Raw genomic sequence first — 19068 nt, 5'->3', positions numbered from 1 at the left:
CTTCATCCGGAATTATTGCATTTGTAAAAAAATGTGCCGAGGTATCCGATGGAAATAGGGTGAAGACCTTACATCCGCGCGGGTATGAGTCTTCACCGTAATTTGTCACAGCAATTCCGCAAATGAATTGTGGTTCCGACATCACATCTGCTATGTGGATATGAGTCTCCCTCCAATATGTCGCAGGTTGCTTTGGGGATTGTGGTTCCGGCCTAACAATCCTGCTGCGCAGGATGGTTAGCCACCCAATATGCCGCACCAAGGGTGCGACATATTGGGGCTTCGGCATAACCTGAAGGTTAGCCTTCACCGCAAAATGTCGCAGGTCGTTTCGACCTGCGACATTTTGTCGCGCGACATCATGTCGCATTCCCAGTGTGGTTATTCGTTCATAGAATCCGCCTCCTAATTATTGACCATGGCAATACCAAGGGGGATGGGAAATGAAGGGGACGCAATTGTTTGCGCTCAGCGCGATTGCGCTGGCGATCAGTCAGGCCGTATATGCGGCAGGTGGCAAAAATGAAACGCTGGATGAGGTAGTGGTGAGTTCCACGACCATTGATGACCGTTTCACTTCCAGGAACGACAAAGCATCCAATACCACCGTCATCAGCGGAGAAAAGATCGACAAGGAGCATCCGCAAAATTTGTTGCAAGTGCTGCAAGGCATTCCGGGTGTGACCGCCGACCTGGACAGCGGCGAGTCGGTGAAGATCAAGCTGCGCGGCATCGAGAACCAGCGCTACATGGGCGAGAAGCCGGGCGTGGCCATCGTGATCGACGGGGTTCCGGTGTTCGAGCGCACCGGTAAGGTGAACATCGATCTGGACAATATCGCGTCGATCAAGGTAATCAAGGGCGGCGCCTCCTACCTGTTCGGCGAAGATGCGCTGTCGGGGGCTGTCGTCATCACGACCAAACGCGGCTACAAGAATGCCGGATTTACGGCTGCCAAGGAGCTGGGGTCCTACGGCTTTCACAAGGAGCTGACCAAGATCGGCTTTGCCAATGAGACTGCCAGCGGCCACATCCAGGCATCCCGCCGCGGCGCCCCGGATTTCTATTACCAGGGCAATTACTTCAGCAACTATCTGGACGGCAAGCTGGCCTGGTATGTCAACGATCACAGCGACCTGAGTTTCGGCTTCGAAACGTCCAAGCGCTTCAAGGATTCGCACGGCAGTGTCACCGGCGTGACGCAGGCGGCGATCGATCCGCGCAGCGTCAATAGCAGCGACTACGCGCGCAAGTTCAATACCAACCTGTCCAAGCTGAACCTGACCTACTCGAACGATTACGCGCAGAATGCCAATCTGCTGCTGACGACCTACCAGTACAAGGACCACACTACCTTCCTCTCCGCGCCGCAGAAATACAGCGGGACGGGGGCGGTTGTGAACGATCCCAATGCCTATATCACCGGCAATGAGTATAACCAGATTCAGTCAGGCCTCAAGGGAGAATGGCGTGCCTCGCAGGATGCGGTCGGCTGGCTGGCCGGGCTCGACTGGCGCAATAACGGCTATTGGAACCAGACCAGCAACCTCGTCAGCTATCGGAATGCTCCCGCGACGCCATGCCCGGTGAACTGCGCAGCAGGGGCCGTGACTGGGGACGACTTCACGCGCGAGCGCATCACCGGTCTGTACGGCGAGGTGACCTATAACGCGACCCCAGCGTGGTCGCTGACGCTGAACGGTCGCCACGATACCTCCAGCCTGGGATACAGCGCCAATCCGACCGTTGCGCGCGCCACCACGCTGGCGCTGGGCAAGAGCTTCAACGTGAATTCGTGGCGAATCGGGACAGCCTATGACCTGAGTGACAGCTCGAACGTGTACGGCAACATCTCAACCGGTTTCCGCACGCCTACCGTGCAACAGCTCTTCACCGGCACGGTGACACCCAACGGCGGCAAGACCCAGGATAATCCCAACCTGAAGCCGGAACAGGCGCTGAGCATGGAAGTCGGCGCGCGGCGCAAAACCGAGCTGTTCGGGGTGGGCGTGGACTTATCCGGCGCGCTGTTCCAGATCGATCGCAATGACTACATTCTGGCAGTGTCCGGTCAGTATTCCACCAACACGACGCTCTTCCCGGAGCGCTATGAGAACATCGGCGGGGTTCGCAACCGCGGCTTCGAGTTCGCCGCCAAGACCGATGCCGGCCGCCTGTTCTCTCTCGATCTCGCTTACAGCTATATCGATGCACGCTTTACCCGCTATGACCATTTCACCCAGACCTTGGGCAACCCGTTCGGCCCGCCTGCCGGCTACACGCTGAAAAACTTCAACAACACCGGCAAGATGGTGCCGCGTGTTCCCAAGAACCAGCTCAACAGCACGCTCAACTGGCGTCCCATGCACGACTTCAAGGCCGGGCTGGAAATGGACTTCAAGGGGGGCTACTACGCGGATGACATCAACCAGGAGTGGATCGGCGGCCGTACGCTGTTCAACCTGCTGGCGAACTATGAGGTAAAGAACGATCCGACTTTCCTGCGCGGCAGCAAGTGGAGCTTCTTTGCACGCATCGACAACCTGTTCGCGCGCAACTATTACGTCGCGGCGCGCGGCACCAACGACCAGGCCAACCCCATCACCAAGGTATATGACAGGGTCTATAACGCGGAAGACCTGTCACTCATCGTCGGACGCGGACGCGTCTGGTCGGCTGGGATCAGTGCCGCATTCTGAGGGAACGAGCAATGAGAATCTTGAAGCCTTCTGTACTCGTGCTGGCGCTGGCATCCGCCTCCCTCTCATTTGCAGCCGAGGTTCCTTCGCCCACGACCGTGCCCGCCGCGGCAAAGGAATATCCCGGACACGATCATGCCGCGATGGGCGGCATGATGGGCCGAGCGATGGCCTGGACCAACCATCCAATCCTGAAAACAAAAGTAGGAGGGGAGGCACGCGAGCGCATGACCGTCACGGTGGTGCCGCAGAACATCGTGGCGGATGGCGTCATGGCCTGGTCGAACAAACTCGCGGACGAGCATGGCCGCCGCCAGTTGCCGCTGGAGATGGCCGGAGCCAAGCTGGATAAGCCGGAGAGCGGCGGTTTCCACTGGCTGTCCGCTCGCGAGGAGCAAGGCGGCAATGTACGTGTCGCCTCTACCGTGTACTACTTCGGCGAACGCGGCGCGGAGAATCCTACAGCCATGTTCATGACGCAAAAGCATGAACTCGAGATCATTCCGCAACCTTACCCGCGCGAACATTCGCGCTACCGGGCGAACGAAGACTGGAAGTTTCTGGTGCGCTTCAATGGCCAGCCGCTTGCGGGCCAGAAGGTCGCGATGGAAACTCAGAACGGGACGAAGTCGGAATCGGTGAGCGATACGCAAGGCATTATCACGGTGCATCTGCCGGACGACTTCAAGGCAGAAGAGAAGCAAAAGGAGATGGGCTGGCGCGGCATGCGAGGTTCTGATTTTGTGCTGGTGGCGGAACGTGCCGACGGTGGCAAGAATTACCTCACGGCATTCAACGGCAGCTACGGCAAGAACGCGTTCGACCAGCGCAGCGTCGCGATGGGGATAGGCTTCACCCTGCTGGGTATGTTCGGTGCTGCGCCTCTGTTGCGCCAGCGCAAGGCGAGGAAGAACGATGCAGCAGAACAGAAAGTAGAGGTCTGACATGCTCAAGAAGATATTCCCGACGCTGGGACGTTTCCGCTTCACCGTGCAGATCGTCATGCTGTTCGTCACCGTGTACGGTGGTGCGCTGTTGGGCAGTTATACCGTGGATCGCATCTCTCAGGCGCTGCCTTCGCTGTCCTGCGCCTTCGACAAGACAACTGCCGATCACTGCATCCTGATCGTCAACCAGCATCAGCTGCATCACCGCATCGGCGACGCGCTGGTCAAGGCGCAGGTGATCACGCTCAAGGTGTTCATCCCCACGCTGATCTCGGTGGCGACGTTCTTTGCGTTCTTTTTCTTCCTCAATAAGGCGTTCTGCGGCTGGGTCTGCCCAATGGGGACGGTTCAGGAATTGCTTTATCGCGTCGGCCGCCGTCTGGGCCGTCCACTCAACCGTTTCAAGCCTGAGAACGTCGAGCGCGTGCGTCCCGTGAAGTGGCTGATGCTGCTGGTGCTGGTACTCGGCCTGCCGCTGGCCGCGGGCATGGGCTTCGCCGCGAACGAGCTGGGCGATCCCTATTGCCAGGTGTGTCCGTCGCGGCTGGCGACCACGCTGCTGACCGCCGACGCCGAGCAGATCGCAGTGCGCACCGGAACCAATATCAATTTCTTTCTCGGTGCGGCAGGCAACGCGCTGTTCGGCTTCGTCATCATCGCCGCGCTCGCCGCACGCCAGCCGTTCTGCCGCATCTGCCCGCTGTTGTCGTGGAACGCGATGTTCCAGCGGTTGTCCCCGATGCGTTTGGTGAAGAAGCAATATGACAAGTGCGCGAAGTGCGGCGTGTGCGAGAAGGCCTGCCCGATGGATATCCACGAGATCGGGCGCGAACACGGCAAGAAAGCCTTCCATGAGGACTGTACCTTGTGTGGGCGTTGCGCCGAATTTTGCCCGGACGATGACGTGATCCAGATCAGGTTCTTCGGCATCAAATTGTTCGGCTCATCGCGCGAGTATTACAAGAAGAGCGTGAAGCAGGAGTCGCCGGAAGGCATGCCGAAGAATAAGGTGATCTGGCTGGCTCAAGAGAAATAGTATGGGCGATTTTCTCGATCCGTCGCTTCTGCCTCAACAGACCACGCTGTTCACAGTCTGGCTGCTCGGCGTGTCGCTCGGACTGACCGCTTGCACCGCCACCTGCCTGCCTTTCATGGGGGCTTGGGTGCTGGGGCGGGGCGGCACACAACTGGACGCGTTGCGCGACACCATGTTGTTCGCGGGCGGGCGCATAGTTGCCTACGCCATGCTGGGGGCGATAGCGGGCGGTGCTGGCATGTGGCTGTCTACGATGCTGCGCGGCGGCACGGGTAATCTGGTGATCGGCCTCGCGTCTATAGCCGCGGGGATTTGGCTGGTGCGTCCCACGATAGCGCACAAGCCTTGCGGCATCGTGCGCAAGGCGGGGAACTCGCCGCCGATGCTGCTGGGCTTCTCGCTGAGCTTGACCCCTTGCGCGCCGTTAGCCTCACTGCTGGCGGTGTGTGCGGGCGCGGGCAGCGTGGGCACGGGCGTGGCGAACGGCGTGGCGTTCGGCTTGGGCGCGGCGCTGACCCCCTTGCTGGTACTGCTGCCGCTGATCTGTGCCTTTGGCGCGAAGCTGCGCGAGAACCGCGAATGGCTCACCCGCTGGATACGCTGGGGTGCGGCCGCTGTGCTGATCCTGCTCGGTCTGCGGCGCATCCTGCTGGGGCTGTGATGGGATGCGCGAGTTCGCTGAGAATGCCGGGCGGCACCCTGCTAGAATGCGGCAGTTCAACCGCAAGAGAGTTTTGCATGATCGCACCCGCCATGACACGGCCTGACAAGGTTACGTTGCCCGCCGCCTCCCTGGGCGAGCGGGCGGCCGTTGTCGCGCTGGTCATTGCGGTGCACGTTGGCCTTGGGCTGGCATGGATGATGCGACCGGAACAGGCGGCCATCGCTGTCAGCGAGATGTCGGTGTCGGTCGCGATGCAGCAGGCCGAAATGGCCAAGCCGCAGGCGCAGCCCGAGCCACCCCCGCCGAAACCGCAGCCTCGCATCGAGCGCGCCGAGAAGCCGGTTACGAAACAACCGGTGCAGGAAGCGGCCGAAGCTGCGCCGCAGCCTGTCGCAGCGGCGCCGGTGCAAACCGTTACCGCGCCGCCCGCCGTGGCGGCCGCGCCGGTGGCCGATACGGCGCCGGACTTCAAGGCAGCCTACCTCAACAACCCTCGTCCGGCCTACCCGATGGCGGCGCGCCGCATGGGCTGGGAGGGCAGGGTGGTGCTGAACGTCGAGGTGCTGGCGGAAGGCTCTTGCGGCGACGTCAACGTGTTCCAGAGCAGCGGCCATGAGGTGCTCGACAACGCCGCGCTGCGCACCGTGAAGGGCTGGCATTTCGTGCCGGCAAGCCGGGCAGGGCGCCCGATCACGCAATGGTTCAAGGTGCCGATCCAATTCTCACTGAAGGAAAACGAAGCATGAACGAGTTGTTCTCTACAGATTCTTCCATCGTCGCGGGCACGCTGTTCTTGTTGCTGCTGCTGTCCGTGGCGACCTGGTCCATCGGGCTGTTCAAATTGTGGCGGCAGAAACAGGACAAGAAGCGCAACCGGGTTTTCATGGATGACTTCTGGGCAGCGCGCGACTGGCTCACTGCGGCAGAAGTAGCTGGGCGCGGCGAGGGCGACGTGGCGCGGCTGGCACAGGCGGGGTTCGCGGAACTCAAGGCGCTGGGCGCCGACCGCCAGGACCTGATGCACACCGGCGCGCCGCAGGAAGTGCTGGAACGCCAGCTGCGTCAGCAGGTGCAGAACATCCAGCGCCACCACGAACGCGGCCTCGCCGAGCTCGCCACCATCGGCTCGACCGCGCCCTTCGTCGGCCTGTTCGGTACGGTGTGGGGCATCATGCACGCGCTGCAGAACATCGGTCAGAGCGGCTCGGCTTCGCTGGATGTGGTCGCCGGTCCCATCGGCGAGGCGCTGGTGGCTACCGCCATCGGCATCGCCACCGCGTTGCCCGCGGTGCTGGCGTACAACTATTTCCTGCGCCACCTGCGCCTGCGCGTGACCGAGCTGGAGAACTTCGCGCTCGACTTCATGCGCTTAGCACTCAAGCACAACTTCAAGGGGTAGGCGATGGCCTTCAACAACGGTTCTGACGACGGCATGATGAGCGAGATCAACGTCACGCCGCTGGTGGATGTGATGCTGGTGCTGCTGGTGGTGTTCATCATCACAGCCCCCTTGCTTGCACCGCAATCGCTCAAGATCAACCTGCCCAAGACCGACTCGGTGCAGAGCAACGACAATCCGCAGAAAGTCAGCCTCTCGGTGGATGCGCGCGGCAACCTCGAACTGGACAGCATGCACGTCAGTGACGAGGGGCTCGCCGAGATGCTGAAAAGCCGCGCCGCCGATCCAAAGTTCCAATTGCAGATCGAGGCGGACAACGCCGTGCCCTATGGGCGCATCGCCGAACTGATGGCGCTGGCGCAACATGCGGGCGTGAGCAAGCTGTCGTTCATCACGCTGGCGAAATAAACCCGTATCAACAGAGAATACCAAGATGGAAAAGCGGTTCAGGGGATTCGGTGCAAACTCGCCGGAGCGTGTTCAGTGGAAACTAAAGGAGGTTCGATATGAAGAATGCAGTGATCGCAATGTTGCTGGTGTTGGGTGTTTTCGTTTCGGCTAGCGTGTTCGCTTGCGATGCCGGCGGACACAATAAGTCCAAGCCGGGTACGAGCACACCGGCTACGCCGGCTCCAGCACCCGCACCGGCAAAGTAGGCATAGCGGAATCAGTAAAACAAACAGGGCTTGGAAAACCAAGCCCTGTTTGTTTTAAGGCAGCACGGATAAAAAACAAAGGCACGCCGAGGCGTGCCTTGTTCATTTCCAACTACTGATTACTTACCACTTGTTGCCGCTGTTGTTGCCTCGACCCTGTGAGAAGCTGGGGCGGTCGCCGTTGCGGCGCGGGGCGTTGTTGCCGCCGCGGTTGCCGTTGTTGCCGAAGCTGCGCTCCTGGCTGCGAGGCTGCTGGCCTTGGCCGGCAAAGCCCTGGCTACGACCTTGGCCGCCGAAACCCTGGCCAGCGCCTTGGCCTTCGCCACGTCCGGCGTGGCTATGACGGCTGTCCGGCGCGCTGTGGTGGAAACCACCGCCGCCGTTGTTGCCATTGCCGGCAAAGCTGCCGGAACGGTTGCCGCCGAAGCCGCCGTTGCGGTTGCCGCCGCCGAAGCCGCCGCCATTGCCGCGATTACCGCCGAAACCGCCGCCGCGTGGGCCGCCGTTACCGCGCGGACGATCCGAGGACGGGCCGGTGCGCAGTTTGTATTTCGGTTCCAGGCCTTCGATGGTGTGCATCTTGATGGTCTGCTCGGTGTAGCGTTCGATGCGCTTCAGCAACTGCGCATCGCGGTTCGAGGCGAACGAGATGGCGATGCCGGAGGCGCCGCCGCGGCCGGTACGGCCGATGCGGTGCACGTAGTCCTCGGCGAACTTGGGCAGGTCGAAGTTGACCACGTGCGTGATGCCGGGCACGTCGATGCCGCGCGCAGCCACGTCGGTGGCGACCAGCACGCGCACGTTGCCGTTGCGCAGGTTGAGCAGGGTGCGGTTGCGTTCGCGCTGGCTCATGTCACCGTGCAGTGCAGCGACGGCATGGCCTTGCGCGGAAAGCTGGTCGGCGAGGCCGTCGGCGTCGCGCTTGGTGGCGGTGAACACCACGGCCTGGTTCAGGTCGGCGTCGGTCAGGATGTGGCTCAGCAGCTTGTTCTTGTGCGCCACGTCGTCGGCGAACATCATGCGCTGCTCGATGTTCTCGTGCTTGGCCTTGGCTGCAGCGATCGAGATACGCTTCGGTTCCTTCAGCAGGCGCGAGGCGAGGTTGCCGACCACGCCGTCCAGCGTGGCGGAGAACAGCAGGGTCTGGCGTGTCGCGGGCGTCGCCTCGGCGATGCGCTCTACGTCATCGACGAAACCCATGTCCAGCATGCGGTCGGCTTCGTCGAGGATCAGCATTTCCAGGCGCGAGAAGTCGATGCGGCCGCGCTCCAGGTGGTCGATCAGGCGGCCCGGGGTGGCGACCAGGATGTCTACGTGGCCGGACAGCAGGCGGTTCTGCACCGGGTAGGGCATGCCGCCCAGGATGCTGATGATCTTGAAGCGCATGTGCTTGCCGTACTTGGTTGCGGCGTCGCATACCTGTTGCGCCAGTTCGCGCGTCGGGGTCAGCACCAGCACGCGAGGGCCTTTGCTGCGCGATTCGGATGGCGTAGCCAGGCGGTTCAGCGCGGGCAGGATGAAGGCCGCGGTCTTGCCGGTGCCGGTCTGGGCAGAGGCCATCAGGTCGTGGCCGGCCATGACTTCGGGGATGGCCTGAGCCTGGATGGGCGTCGGCGTGGTATAGCCGGTCTCGGTGATAGCCTTGAGAATGGCGGGATGTAAATTGAGTGCTTCGAACGTCATGTTGCTTTCCTTTGGAAAAAAGGTAAGCGCAGGCAGAAAACTACACCTTGTATATGGGGTGGCAGATTAACCGGCGCATAAAACATCGTTGCTAACCGGAAAACCCAAAGAATCTTGAGTTCTTTATAGACAGGCGCGATTGGATTCGCGCGAGAGATAGGTCAGATAACGATGAACCAAATGCCGCAATGGCTGCGGCAAGGGGCGCATTATACGGGCGGAAAAAATAAAAGCCAGCGATATTTTATATAGATAGCCCGGCCCTTGAAAAACCTTCGCCAGTCCCCAGATGCTTGCCTGTCGTTAATCACTAGGGAGACAACATGACTGAAAGTGCCACCGCCAACCGCGAGACCCTGGGCTTCCAGGCCGAGGTGAAGCAGCTGTTGCAGCTGATGATCCATTCGCTGTATTCCAACCGCGAGATATTCCTGCGCGAACTGGTTTCCAACGCTTCGGACGCCTGCGACAAGCTGCGCTTCGAGGGGCTGCACAATGCGGCTCTGTTCGAGAACGAATCCGATTTGCAAATCCGCATCGGCTACGACAAGACGGCGCGCACGCTGACCATTGCCGACAACGGCATCGGCATGAACCGCGACGAGGTGATCAACAACCTCGGCACCATCGCCAAGTCCGGCACGCGGGAATTTTTCTCAAAATTGTCCGGCGACCAGCAGAAGGACGCGAACCTGATCGGCCAGTTCGGTGTGGGCTTCTATTCCGCATTCATCGTCGCCGACAAGGTGGTGGTGACGACGCGACGCGCGGGCGAAAAGGCCGATCAGGGCGTGCGCTGGGAATCGGACGGCGGCGGCGAATTCTCCATCGAGATGGTGGATATGGCAGCGCGCGGCACCGAGATCACCCTGCACCTGCGCGAGGGGCAGGACGACCTGCTCGACGGCCATCGCCTGCGCGGCATTATCCGCAAGTACTCGAACCACGTTGTCCAGCCCATCGTGATGTTCAAGGAGGAGTGGAAGGATGGCAAGCAGGAGATCACTGCCGAAGAGGAAACGGTCAACCAGGCTTCGGCACTGTGGACGCGTTCCAAGAACGAGATCACCGATGAGCAGTACAAGGAGTTCTACAAGCACGTCGGCCACGACTTCGAGGATCCGCTGGCCTGGAGCCATGCGCGCGTCGAGGGGCGTCAGGAATACACCCAGCTGCTGTATGTCCCGGCGCACGCGCCGTTCGACCTTTGGGATCGCAACGCCCGCCACGGCATCAAGCTCTACGTGCGCCGCGTGTTCATCATGGACGACGCCGAGCAACTGATGCCGATTTACCTGCGCTTCGTGCGCGGGGTGGTCGATTCCGCCGACCTGCCGCTCAACGTGTCGCGCGAGATCCTGCAGGAGTCGAAGGACATCGAGGCGATCCGCAAGGGCTGCACCGGCAAGGTGCTGGGTCTGCTGTCCGACATGGCGGAGAACGACAAAGAGAAGTACGCCCAGTTCTGGGAAGCATTCGGCAAGGTACTGAAAGAAGGTGTCGGCGAGGACTTCGCCAACAAGGACAAGATCGCCGGGCTGCTGCGCTTCGCCTCGACCCATGCCGACACGCCGGAAGAGACCGTGTCGCTGAAGGATTACATCGGTCGCATGAAGGAAGGCCAGGAGAAGATCTACTACGTCACCGCCGAAACCTTCAATGCGGCGAAGAACAGCCCGCATCTGGAAGTGTTCCGCAAGAAGGGCATCGAGGTGCTGCTGTTGTCCGACCGCGTGGACGAATGGGCGCTGAGCTACCTCACCGAATTCGACGGCAAGCCGCTGGCCTCGGTGGCGAAAGGCGGGCTGGATCTGGGCAAGCTGGAAGACGAGGCCGAGAAGCAGGCGCAGGAGAAGGAGGCGGACGAATTCAAGCCGCTGACCGACAAGATCAAGGCCAGCCTCGACGGGCGCGTCAAGGAAGTGCGCGTCACGCACCGCCTGACCGACAGCCCAGCCTGCCTGGTGGCCGACGAGCACGACATGAGCGGCAACCTCGCGCGCCTGCTCAAGGCTGCGGGCCAGAAGGCGCCGGTGTCGCAGCCCATCCTCGAGATCAATCCGCAGCACCCCGTGGTGCTGCGCCTTAAATCCGAGGAGCAGAAGTTCGACGACTGGGCCGCGGTGCTGTTCGACCAGGCGCTGCTGGCCGAGGGCGGACAGCTCGACGACCCCGCCACCTTCGTCAAGCGTGTGAACCAGTTGATGATGGCGCTGGGTTGATGCACGTGCTTGGTAACTGCCTCCCGGCACGATAGCAAGGCGACTACTGCGTCGCCAATGGATGGGAAAATGGCCACCCGATTAACCCGGGTGGCCATTTTCTTTGTGAACGACTGCAGACCAAGCGGTGAGCGGACGAAATGCGCTTTCCCCTGGTAGATATACCGATAGCCCAAAAATATATAGGCATTTTTTGTCGTTGCCGCCCGGTGTCCGGAAAACTAGAATCGTGCGGCGACTGGATGAGCCAGCGCGACAACCATTCATGTCATGTCATGTAAGGGAGAACAATATGAGAACTATTTTGGGTCGTTCCGCATTATCGTTTGCTCTGGTCGCTGGTCTGATCGGTGGCGCCGCTTGGAGTCCAACCAGCTACGCCTGCGCAGAAACGCCGGTCCTCGCAAGCATCTGCATCATGGCGACCCCCTCCACCTTCGGTGACTTCAACAGCCAATACTCAAAGGCTGATGGCAGGACAGTGGCTGTCGGTCAGAACCAGGCGTTGTTCTCCCTCATCGGGGCAAGTTACGGCGGCGACGGGAAGGCCACCTTTGCTCTACCTGACATGCGTGGACGCTTTCTGCTCGGCTCGGGGAATGTCTCCAACCCTCAACTGCCTCAAGCGGAATCAGGGCAAAAGGGTGGGTCGGCAACCGTTACGTTGACGCAGAGTCAATTGCCTGCACACGTGCACACCTTCACCAACGTAACGGTGGATTTCAGCAAAGTGACGGCCACCACTACGCTCGGCACGATGGCGGTCAGCATGACAGGGAATGCGGCGCTGAAGGGCTCGTCGGCAACGGGAAATCAAGGTACCCCATCGGGAAACTACTTGGGTACCACGGTTCTCGGTAGCAACAAGATATATGCCGACAGCGCACCCTCAACGGCTTCGCTGAATGCGGCCAGCATCGATACCAGCAACCTCAAGGTTGCGCTTAGCGGCGCACCGGCCACCACCCTCAGTGGCACCTCGGGAGCCAGCGGTACTACCGCGGTGGCGGGTAGCAGTGCCCCTTTTCCTGTCCTACCACCCTATTTGGCGATGACTTACTACATTGCGACGAAGAACGCGCTCTATCCGTCCCGCGATTAGCGTTTTAGACAGGACCGTGCGCTGTTCCGGCGTTCAACGCAGGAATAGCGCGGCGGCCGTTCTCTTTTTTCGTGTGTCTCATTTGGAGTGGTGAAGGAATTTGCTGCTGTGCATATGATCTTCGGCAATTGCCCGCAAGCGCTGCGCGATGTGCGCATTCTGACGGGCGATACACACCATTCGATATTTCATTTCGTTAACTTGGTGCCTTTCCCGACGATATCTGAAGCGGATTTCGTTGACACACAACGGAATAGAAACGTATTGAGCCGCCATGCGTTCTTCCGCTTTGTTATGAGAAATGTCCTCCTTTTCTTCCTGCTATCCGCCCTGGCGCCTTTTGCGCTGGCAGGTGGCTTTGAATCCGAACTCGCATCGGCGCAGAAGGCCCTTGCGGCGGGTGACTACAAGAAGGCTTATCCCCTTTACGCGAAGCACGCCGCAAAAAATCCGCTGGCGCAATTCACCTTTGGGATGTTTTACCGCGAGGGTTGGGGGCGTTCTGCCGATCCCGTGGCGGCATGCCGCTATTTCGAAAAGGCGGCGCACGGAAACATTCCGGCCGCGCAGCAATTCTTAGGCGACTGTTTCGCGCAGGGTATCGGCCGCACTGCCGATGGAAAGGCCGCTTTGGAGTGGTACCGAAAAGCGGGCAGCAACGGTGTCTTTGTCGCACTCTGTTCCGCCGGGCTCCTCTACATCGAAGGCAGGTTGGTGGAGAGGGATGTGCAGCAGGGACTTGCCCTCTGCACACAGGCGGCTCAGTCGGAATCGACTGCCGCCATGGTGAAACTCGCCGATTACTATCGAGAAGGAATCGATGTTCCGCAGGATTGGGCAGTCGCGCGCTACTGGTACCAGCAGGCGGCGGAGCGACGTGTTCACGAAGCGCAATACCGGCTGGGCATCATGCTGGGCGAAGGCAAAGGCGGCGAAGCCGACCTGTCAGCCTCGCTGTTCTGGCTGGAGACGGCGGCGAGTGAAGGCTATGCCCCGGCCTATCTGCCGACTGCGATTTTGTATGCCAACGCTCAAGTGGATCCGAAGACCGGCGCGTTGGCGCCGGGGCATCTCGCAAAAATCTATATGTGGAACTCCGCCGCGAAGGCCAGAACCACCGACACGGCGCAGCTTGCCGAGATCGCGCGCATCGAGGAAATGGTGCTCAAGGTGATGCCGCCTACATGGAAACCCGAACTGGACAAAAAAGTCGCCGAGCATTTGGCGAAATATTAGGCAGTACCCTGACTCCGCGATCGGCTCGCGTCATCTCGAATAGGCCGGCAGTCCGGAAATACCTATATATTTCGGCATATGTGTTTTTTGGCGTTCTGTCGGTAGAATCACGCGGATTTTTCGGGCCGATGCGATTGCGTTCGGCGCTGTGTTGAAAAAAATAATATTTATCAAAGGGATGACCAACATGAAGCGTCACGCATCGATGAACCGCACTTATCGTCTGGTCTGGAGCCAGGTCACCCATACCTGGGTTGCTGTTGCCGAGAACGCCAGGGGGCATGGCAAGTCGATTTCGGGACGCAAGCTCATGGCGGTCCTGATGGCGCTGCTGTCGCCGCTGGCGCAGGCTGTGCCGGTGGGCGGGCAGGTCGTTTCGGGTACGGGCAGCATCGCCCAATCCGGCGCCACCACCACCATCAACCAGACCAGCCAGAACCTCTCACTCAGCTGGCAAAGCTTCAACACCGCGCCGACGGAGACGGTGAACTTCGTGCAGCCCTCGGCTGCCGCCATCGCGGTCAACCGCATTTACGACACCAACGGCACCCAGTTCCTCGGACACCTCAATGCCAACGGCCAGGTCTACCTCATCAACCCCAACGGCATCCTGTTCGGCGCGGGCTCGCAGGTCAACGTCGGCGGCCTGGTGGCCTCCACGCTGGACATCAATGACGCCAGCCTGAACAGCGCGACGCGCAGCTTCAGTGGCAACGGCAACGGCAGCGTCGTCAACCAGGGCACGATCAACGGCGGCTATGTGGCGTTCATCGGCAACACCGTCAGCAACCAGGGCACCATCGTTGCGAATGGCGGCACGGTGGCGCTCGGCGCGGGCAATGCCGTCACGCTGACCTTCGCGGGCAACAGCCTGGTGCACATGCAGGTGGACCAGAATACCCTGAACAACCTCGCCAAGAACGGCGGCCTGATCCGTGCCGACGGCGGGATGGTGCTGCTGACCGCGGGCGCGAAGAATGCGCTGCTCGCCAGCGTGGTGAACAACACCGGCGTCATCGAGGCGCGCAGCGTGCAGAACGTTAACGGCACCATCGTGCTCGACGGCGGGAACCTCGGCGCAGCGAGTAACAGCGGTACGCTGGACGCTTCCGGCCTGGGTGCCGGCGAGACCGGTGGCACGGTGAAGGTGCTGGGTGGCACGATCGACCTGCTCGCGGGCAGCAACATCAATGTTTCCGGCGACGCGGGCGGCGGCACGGCACTGGTCGGCGGCAACTTCCAGGGCAAGGGGCCGGAACAGAACGCCGCAACCGCCACCGTCGCGGCCAATACCGCCATCAATGCCGATGCCGTCACGAACGGCAACGGCGGCAAGGTCGTCGTCTGGTCGGACAGCCACACCAGCTTCGACGGCTCGATCAGCGCGCGCGGCGGCGCTGCCGGCGGCAACGGCGGCTCGGTCGAGACCTCGGGTAAAAAGCTGGACATCGGCAACAACACGCGCGTGACCACGCTATCGCCGCTGGGCACGGCGGGCAACTGGCTGCTCGATCCGGTGGACTTCACTATTGGTGTCGGTGGCAACATAACGGCTGCAACCTTGATTACTGACTTGGGACTAGGTTCTGTGACCATCCAGACCGGGGCGACCATGACCTGTACGGGAGTTGCCTGCGGTGCGGGTACGGCGGGCAACGGCGACATCAAGTTGCTTCCCAATGAGGTTGTGAACTGGGCTGGGGCTAACTCGCTGACCCTGAGCGCCTACCGCAACATCGACATCGGTGATGGCGCAACCTTTGACGCAAGTGCGGGCACAACAGGCAACATTAACCTGTATGCCGATAATACGGGTACCGGTATTGGCACCGTAACTTATGGCGCTACCAATTTGGGTTTCGTCTCCGTTAACACCGGAGCCATCAATATCCGATACAACCCGGTTAATTTCACCGCTGCCATTCCAACGGTATATGGTGCCTCTAATAACGCAGGCACTGTCAATGTATTCAAGCTGCTCAACATCAACAACGCTTCAGGCGCCGTGAACAACAAAACCTACGACGGCACTACCACGGCCACGTTGGGCACCGCGTTTTCACTGCTGAGTTCGCCCGACAATGTCACCGTGGGCCAGCGCGTCAGCCTGAGCGCCGCCGGCGCGACCGCCACCTTCGCCGACAAGAACGTCGCCAACGGCAAAACCGTGACCCTTTCCGGCTATACATTGACTGGCGCCGATGCCGCCCTCTACTACCTGAACGGCCAGCCCGCGAACAAGACCGCCAACATCACGTCGGCTTCGATCACCGTCAGCGGCATCACCGCCGGCAACAAGGTCTACGACGCGACCACCGCAGCCACCGTGAACACCGCGGGCGCGGTGCTCACCGGCAAGATCGGCGCCGACGTGGTGACGGTCTCCGCCACCGGCACTTTCGCCAACAAGAACGTCGCCAACGGCAAGACCGTCACCTTGAGCAGCACCTACAGCGGCGCCGACGCAGGCAACTACACCTTCACCGACCAGGCCAGCACCACCGCCAACATCACGCCGGCCAACCTCACCGTGACGGGCATCACCGCGAACAACAAGACTTACGACGCCACCGTTGCAGCGACACTCGCAGGCACGGCGACTGTCGCTGCGCTGGGCAGCGATGTGGTTTCCGTGGGCGGCGCCGGCAGCGGTACCTTCGCCGACAAGAACGTCGGCAACGGCAAGGCCGTGACGGTGACCGGTTACACGATCAGCGGTACTGATGCCGGCAACTACACGCTGGTACAGCCGACCGGCGTGACCGCAAACATCGCGCCGAAGTCGCTGACGGTGAGCGGCGTCACCGCAAATAACAAGACCTATGACGGGACCACGACGGCGACGCTGCAGGGGCCGGCAGTACTTGAAGCTGCGCTGGGCACTGATGTAGTGACGCTGGGCGGTCTAGCCAGCGGGGCGTTCGCGGACAAGAACGTGGGCAACGGCAAGACGGTGACGGTGAGCGGCTTTGCGCTGAGCGGCGCGGATGCCGGTAACTACACGGTGGTGCAGCCGACCGGCGTGACGGCGAACATCATTCCGAGGACGCTGACGCTGCTCGCCACCGCAGTTAACAAGACGTATGACGCGACCACGACGGCGACGCTGAGCCCGGGGAGCGCGTGGCTGAATGGTTCGCTGGTGGCGGGAGAAACGGTGACGCTGAATGGGACGGGCACAGGGGCGTTCTTGGACAAGAATGTGGGCAACGGCAAGGCGGTAACGCTGAGCGGCTTTTCGCTGGGCGGTGCGGACGCGGGCAACTACACGATGGTGCAAGGTGGCGTGTCGGCGAACATCTTTCAGAAGTCGTTGACGGTAAGCGGCGTCACCGCAAATAACAAGACCTACGACACCAGTGTTGCCGCCACCTTGAGCGGCACGGCGACCGTCGCCGCGCTGGGCAGCGACGTGGTTTCCGTGGGCGGCACCGGTAGCGGCACTTTCGCCACCAAGACCGTTGGCAACGGCAAGGCCGTCACGGTGACCGGTTACACCATCAGCGGAACTGATGCCGGCAACTACTGGGTTATACAGCCCACCGGCCTCACCGCCAACATTACGCCGGCCAACCTGTTGGTGACCGGGGTGGTCGCCAACAGCAAGACCTACGACGGTACCAACTCGGCCACGCTGGTCGGATTGGCAAGCGTCGTTGCGTATGGCACCGACGCGGTCACCGTGGGCGGCACCGGCAGCGGCACCTTCGCCGACAAGAACGTCGGCAACGCCAAGGCCGTCACCGTGACCGGCTACACGCTGGGTGGGGCCGACGCGGGCAACTACGCCATCGTACAGCCCGGGTCGACCGCCAACATTACGCCGGCGGCGATCACCGTGAGCGGCATCAGCGCCAGCAACAAGACCTACGACGCCACCACCGCCGCCACCGTCAACACCGCAGGCGCGGTGTATACCGGCAAGATCGGCGCCGACGTGGTGACGGTTTCCGCCACCGGCACCTTCGCCGACAAGAACGTCGCAAACGGCAAGACCGTCACGCTGACCAGCACCCACGGCGGCGCCGATGCGGGCAACTACACCTTCACCGACCAGGCCAGCACCACCGCCAACATCACGCCGGCGGCGATCACCGTGAGCGGCATCACCGCCAGCAACAAGACCTACGATGCCACCACCGCCGCCACCGTCAACACCGCAGGCGCGGTGCTCACCGGCAAGATGGGCGCCGACGTGGTCACGGTTTCCGCCACCGGCACCTTCGCGGACAAGAATGTTGCGAACGGCAAGACCGTCACGTTGACCAGCACCCATGGCGGCGCTGATGCCGGGAACTACACCTTCACCGACCAGGCCAGCACCACCGCAAACATCACGCCTGCCAACCTTGCAGTGACCGGCGTGACCGCCGCGAACAAGACCTATGACGCGACCATCGCGGCGACGCTGGGCGGCACGGCGACGGTCACCGCGCTGGGCACCGATGTGGTCACGCTGGGCGGCACGGGCAGCGGGACGTTCGCCAATAAGAATGTCGGCAGTGGCAAGGCCGTGACCGTCACCGGCTACACACTGGGCGGTACGGACGCGGGCAACTACACCGTCGTGCAGCCCACCGGCGTCACCGCCAACATCACCCCGGCCAACCTTGCAGTGACCGGCGTGACCGCTGCAAACAAGGTGTATGACGCGACCACTACGGCCACGCTAAGCGGCACGGCTTCGATCGCCGTACTGGGTACCGATGTGGTGTCGCTGGGCGGTCTAGCCAGCGGGGCGTTCGCCGACAAGAATGTGGGCACCGGCAAGGCGGTGACGGTGACCGGCTACACCATCAGCGGAGCGGATGCCGGCAACTATGCGCTGGGGCAGCCGGCCGGCCTGACCGCGAACATCACACCGGCCGCATTGAGCATCAGCGGCATCACCGCTAGCGACAAAACGCATGACGGCACGACTGCGGCGACCATCAGCACCGCAGGTGCGGTGTATACCGGCAAGCTCGGTGCCGACGCGGTATCGGTGAGCGCGACCGGTACGTTCGCCGACCCGAACGTAGGCAACGGAAAGACCGTTACGCTGACCAGCACGTACGGCGGCGCCGACGCAGGCAACTACACCATCACCGACCAGGCCAGCACCACCGCCAACATCACTTCTGTATCTGTTCCGGCCGCACCGCCGCAACCGGCGCAGAATGCGATCGCCCAGGTGCAGGCTAGCGTGCTGCCTCCCCAGGCGAGCATACAGCCTCAGGCTTTGAGCCTGTCCCCTTCCATAACGGTGGAACAGAGTTCTGGAGCTGTCAGCGTATCCAAGGATGAAACAACATCAGGGGCGGGCAGCAGTGCCTTGGTGAATACCACCCTGAACATCGGAGGTATGGGAGCAACATTGCACATTGTGAATGGCGGCATGAAGCTGCCGGAGAACATGGTCCACGTAAACGACTAAAAAGATTC

Annotated in this window: 13 protein-coding genes; 11 read left to right on the top strand and 2 right to left on the bottom strand. The window is 61.4% G+C overall.

The features are described 5' to 3' along the window. The first annotated feature begins 443 nt into the window (after positions 1-443). The 7 genes from FGKAn22_RS06805 to FGKAn22_RS06775 all read left to right on the top strand — a co-directional run bounded on the left by FGKAn22_RS06805 (position 444) and on the right by FGKAn22_RS06775 (position 7153). A complete protein-coding gene (locus FGKAn22_RS06805; RefSeq protein WP_212784875.1) occupies positions 444-2699 on the top strand; it encodes a TonB-dependent receptor in 2256 nt (751 codons plus the stop codon). Positions 2700-2710: 11 nt separating this feature from the next. Beyond that, entirely contained in the window at positions 2711-3643 is a 933-nt protein-coding gene (locus tag FGKAn22_RS06800) for a hypothetical protein (RefSeq protein WP_212784874.1), read from the top strand. A gap of 1 nt (position 3644) precedes the next feature. Beyond that, entirely contained in the window at positions 3645-4682 is a 1038-nt protein-coding gene (locus FGKAn22_RS06795) for a 4Fe-4S binding protein (RefSeq protein ID WP_212784873.1), read from the top strand. Position 4683: 1 nt separating this feature from the next. Further along, the gene (locus tag FGKAn22_RS06790; RefSeq protein WP_212784872.1) at positions 4684-5343 is read left to right on the top strand and encodes a sulfite exporter TauE/SafE family protein; all 660 of its coding nucleotides are present in this window, start codon (positions 4684-4686) and stop codon (positions 5341-5343) included. Positions 5344-5420: 77 nt separating this feature from the next. Then, positions 5421-6092, top strand: a complete 672-nt coding sequence (locus tag FGKAn22_RS06785; protein WP_212784871.1) for an energy transducer TonB — start codon at positions 5421-5423, stop codon at positions 6090-6092. After that, positions 6089-6745, top strand: a complete 657-nt coding sequence (locus tag FGKAn22_RS06780) for a MotA/TolQ/ExbB proton channel family protein (protein ID WP_212784870.1) — start codon at positions 6089-6091, stop codon at positions 6743-6745. Before FGKAn22_RS06785 ends, FGKAn22_RS06780 begins: the two co-directional genes overlap by 4 nt. A 3-nt stretch (positions 6746-6748) precedes the next feature. Continuing rightward, positions 6749-7153: an ExbD/TolR family protein gene (locus FGKAn22_RS06775; RefSeq protein ID WP_212784869.1), complete on the top strand. Its 405-nt coding sequence runs from the start codon at positions 6749-6751 to the stop codon at positions 7151-7153. Between the two features lie 213 nt (positions 7154-7366). Here the strand turns inward: FGKAn22_RS06775 and FGKAn22_RS06770 are convergent, their stop codons facing one another. Both FGKAn22_RS06770 and FGKAn22_RS06765 read right to left on the bottom strand, forming a co-directional pair. Beyond that, the gene (locus tag FGKAn22_RS06770; protein WP_212784868.1) at positions 7367-7507 is read right to left on the bottom strand and encodes a hypothetical protein; all 141 of its coding nucleotides are present in this window, start codon (positions 7505-7507) and stop codon (positions 7367-7369) included. A gap of 17 nt (positions 7508-7524) precedes the next feature. Next, positions 7525-9084, bottom strand: coding sequence for a DEAD/DEAH box helicase (locus FGKAn22_RS06765; RefSeq protein WP_212784867.1), 1560 nt, complete (start codon positions 9082-9084; stop codon positions 7525-7527). A 323-nt stretch (positions 9085-9407) separates the two neighbouring features. Between FGKAn22_RS06765 and htpG the strand changes: the two genes are divergently transcribed. The 4 genes from htpG (at position 9408) to FGKAn22_RS06745 (ending at position 19060) form a co-directional block, all read left to right on the top strand. Next, positions 9408-11306, top strand: coding sequence for a molecular chaperone HtpG (gene htpG / locus FGKAn22_RS06760; protein WP_212784866.1), 1899 nt, complete (start codon positions 9408-9410; stop codon positions 11304-11306). Positions 11307-11598: 292 nt separating this feature from the next. Beyond that, on the top strand, positions 11599-12408 hold the full coding sequence (locus FGKAn22_RS06755) for a phage tail protein (RefSeq protein WP_212784865.1): 810 nt from the start codon (positions 11599-11601) through the stop codon (positions 12406-12408). A 90-nt stretch (positions 12409-12498) separates the two neighbouring features. Then, entirely contained in the window at positions 12499-13644 is a 1146-nt protein-coding gene (locus FGKAn22_RS06750; protein ID WP_212784864.1) for a sel1 repeat family protein, read from the top strand. 187 nt (positions 13645-13831) lie between these two features. Then, positions 13832-19060 carry a YDG domain-containing protein gene (locus tag FGKAn22_RS06745; protein ID WP_212784863.1) on the top strand — a complete coding sequence of 1743 codons (5229 nt, stop codon included), beginning with the start codon at positions 13832-13834 and terminating at the stop codon, positions 19058-19060. Positions 19061-19068 lie beyond the last annotated feature (8 nt).

Origin of the sequence: Ferrigenium kumadai (genome assembly GCF_018324385.1) — a bacterium.
Lineage (GTDB): Bacteria > Pseudomonadota > Gammaproteobacteria > Burkholderiales > Gallionellaceae > Gallionella > Gallionella kumadai.
The sequence above is the reverse complement of the archived record's forward strand: the minus strand, read 5'-3'. Positions and strand labels throughout refer to the sequence as shown.

Bases quoted from the DNA above. Each gene is read 5' to 3' on its own strand.
- FGKAn22_RS06780 (WP_212784870.1), top strand. From the start codon at position 6,089: ATGAACGAGTTGTTCTCTACAGATTCTTCCATCGTCGCGGGCACGCTG.
- FGKAn22_RS06785 (WP_212784871.1), top strand. From the start codon at position 5,421: ATGATCGCACCCGCCATGACACGGCCTGACAAGGTTACGTTGCCCGCC.
- FGKAn22_RS06795 (WP_212784873.1), top strand. From the start codon at position 3,645: ATGCTCAAGAAGATATTCCCGACGCTGGGACGTTTCCGCTTCACCGTG.
- FGKAn22_RS06800 (WP_212784874.1), top strand. From the start codon at position 2,711: ATGAGAATCTTGAAGCCTTCTGTACTCGTGCTGGCGCTGGCATCCGCC.
- FGKAn22_RS06805 (WP_212784875.1), top strand. From the start codon at position 444: ATGAAGGGGACGCAATTGTTTGCGCTCAGCGCGATTGCGCTGGCGATC.
- FGKAn22_RS06775 (WP_212784869.1), top strand. From the start codon at position 6,749: ATGGCCTTCAACAACGGTTCTGACGACGGCATGATGAGCGAGATCAAC.
- FGKAn22_RS06790 (WP_212784872.1), top strand. From the start codon at position 4,684: ATGGGCGATTTTCTCGATCCGTCGCTTCTGCCTCAACAGACCACGCTG.
- FGKAn22_RS06745 (WP_212784863.1), top strand. From the start codon at position 13,832: ATGAAGCGTCACGCATCGATGAACCGCACTTATCGTCTGGTCTGGAGC.
- FGKAn22_RS06770 (WP_212784868.1), bottom strand. From the start codon at position 7,507: ATGAACAAGGCACGCCTCGGCGTGCCTTTGTTTTTTATCCGTGCTGCC.
- FGKAn22_RS06755 (WP_212784865.1), top strand. From the start codon at position 11,599: ATGAGAACTATTTTGGGTCGTTCCGCATTATCGTTTGCTCTGGTCGCT.
- htpG (WP_212784866.1), top strand. From the start codon at position 9,408: ATGACTGAAAGTGCCACCGCCAACCGCGAGACCCTGGGCTTCCAGGCC.
- FGKAn22_RS06765 (WP_212784867.1), bottom strand. From the start codon at position 9,084: ATGACGTTCGAAGCACTCAATTTACATCCCGCCATTCTCAAGGCTATC.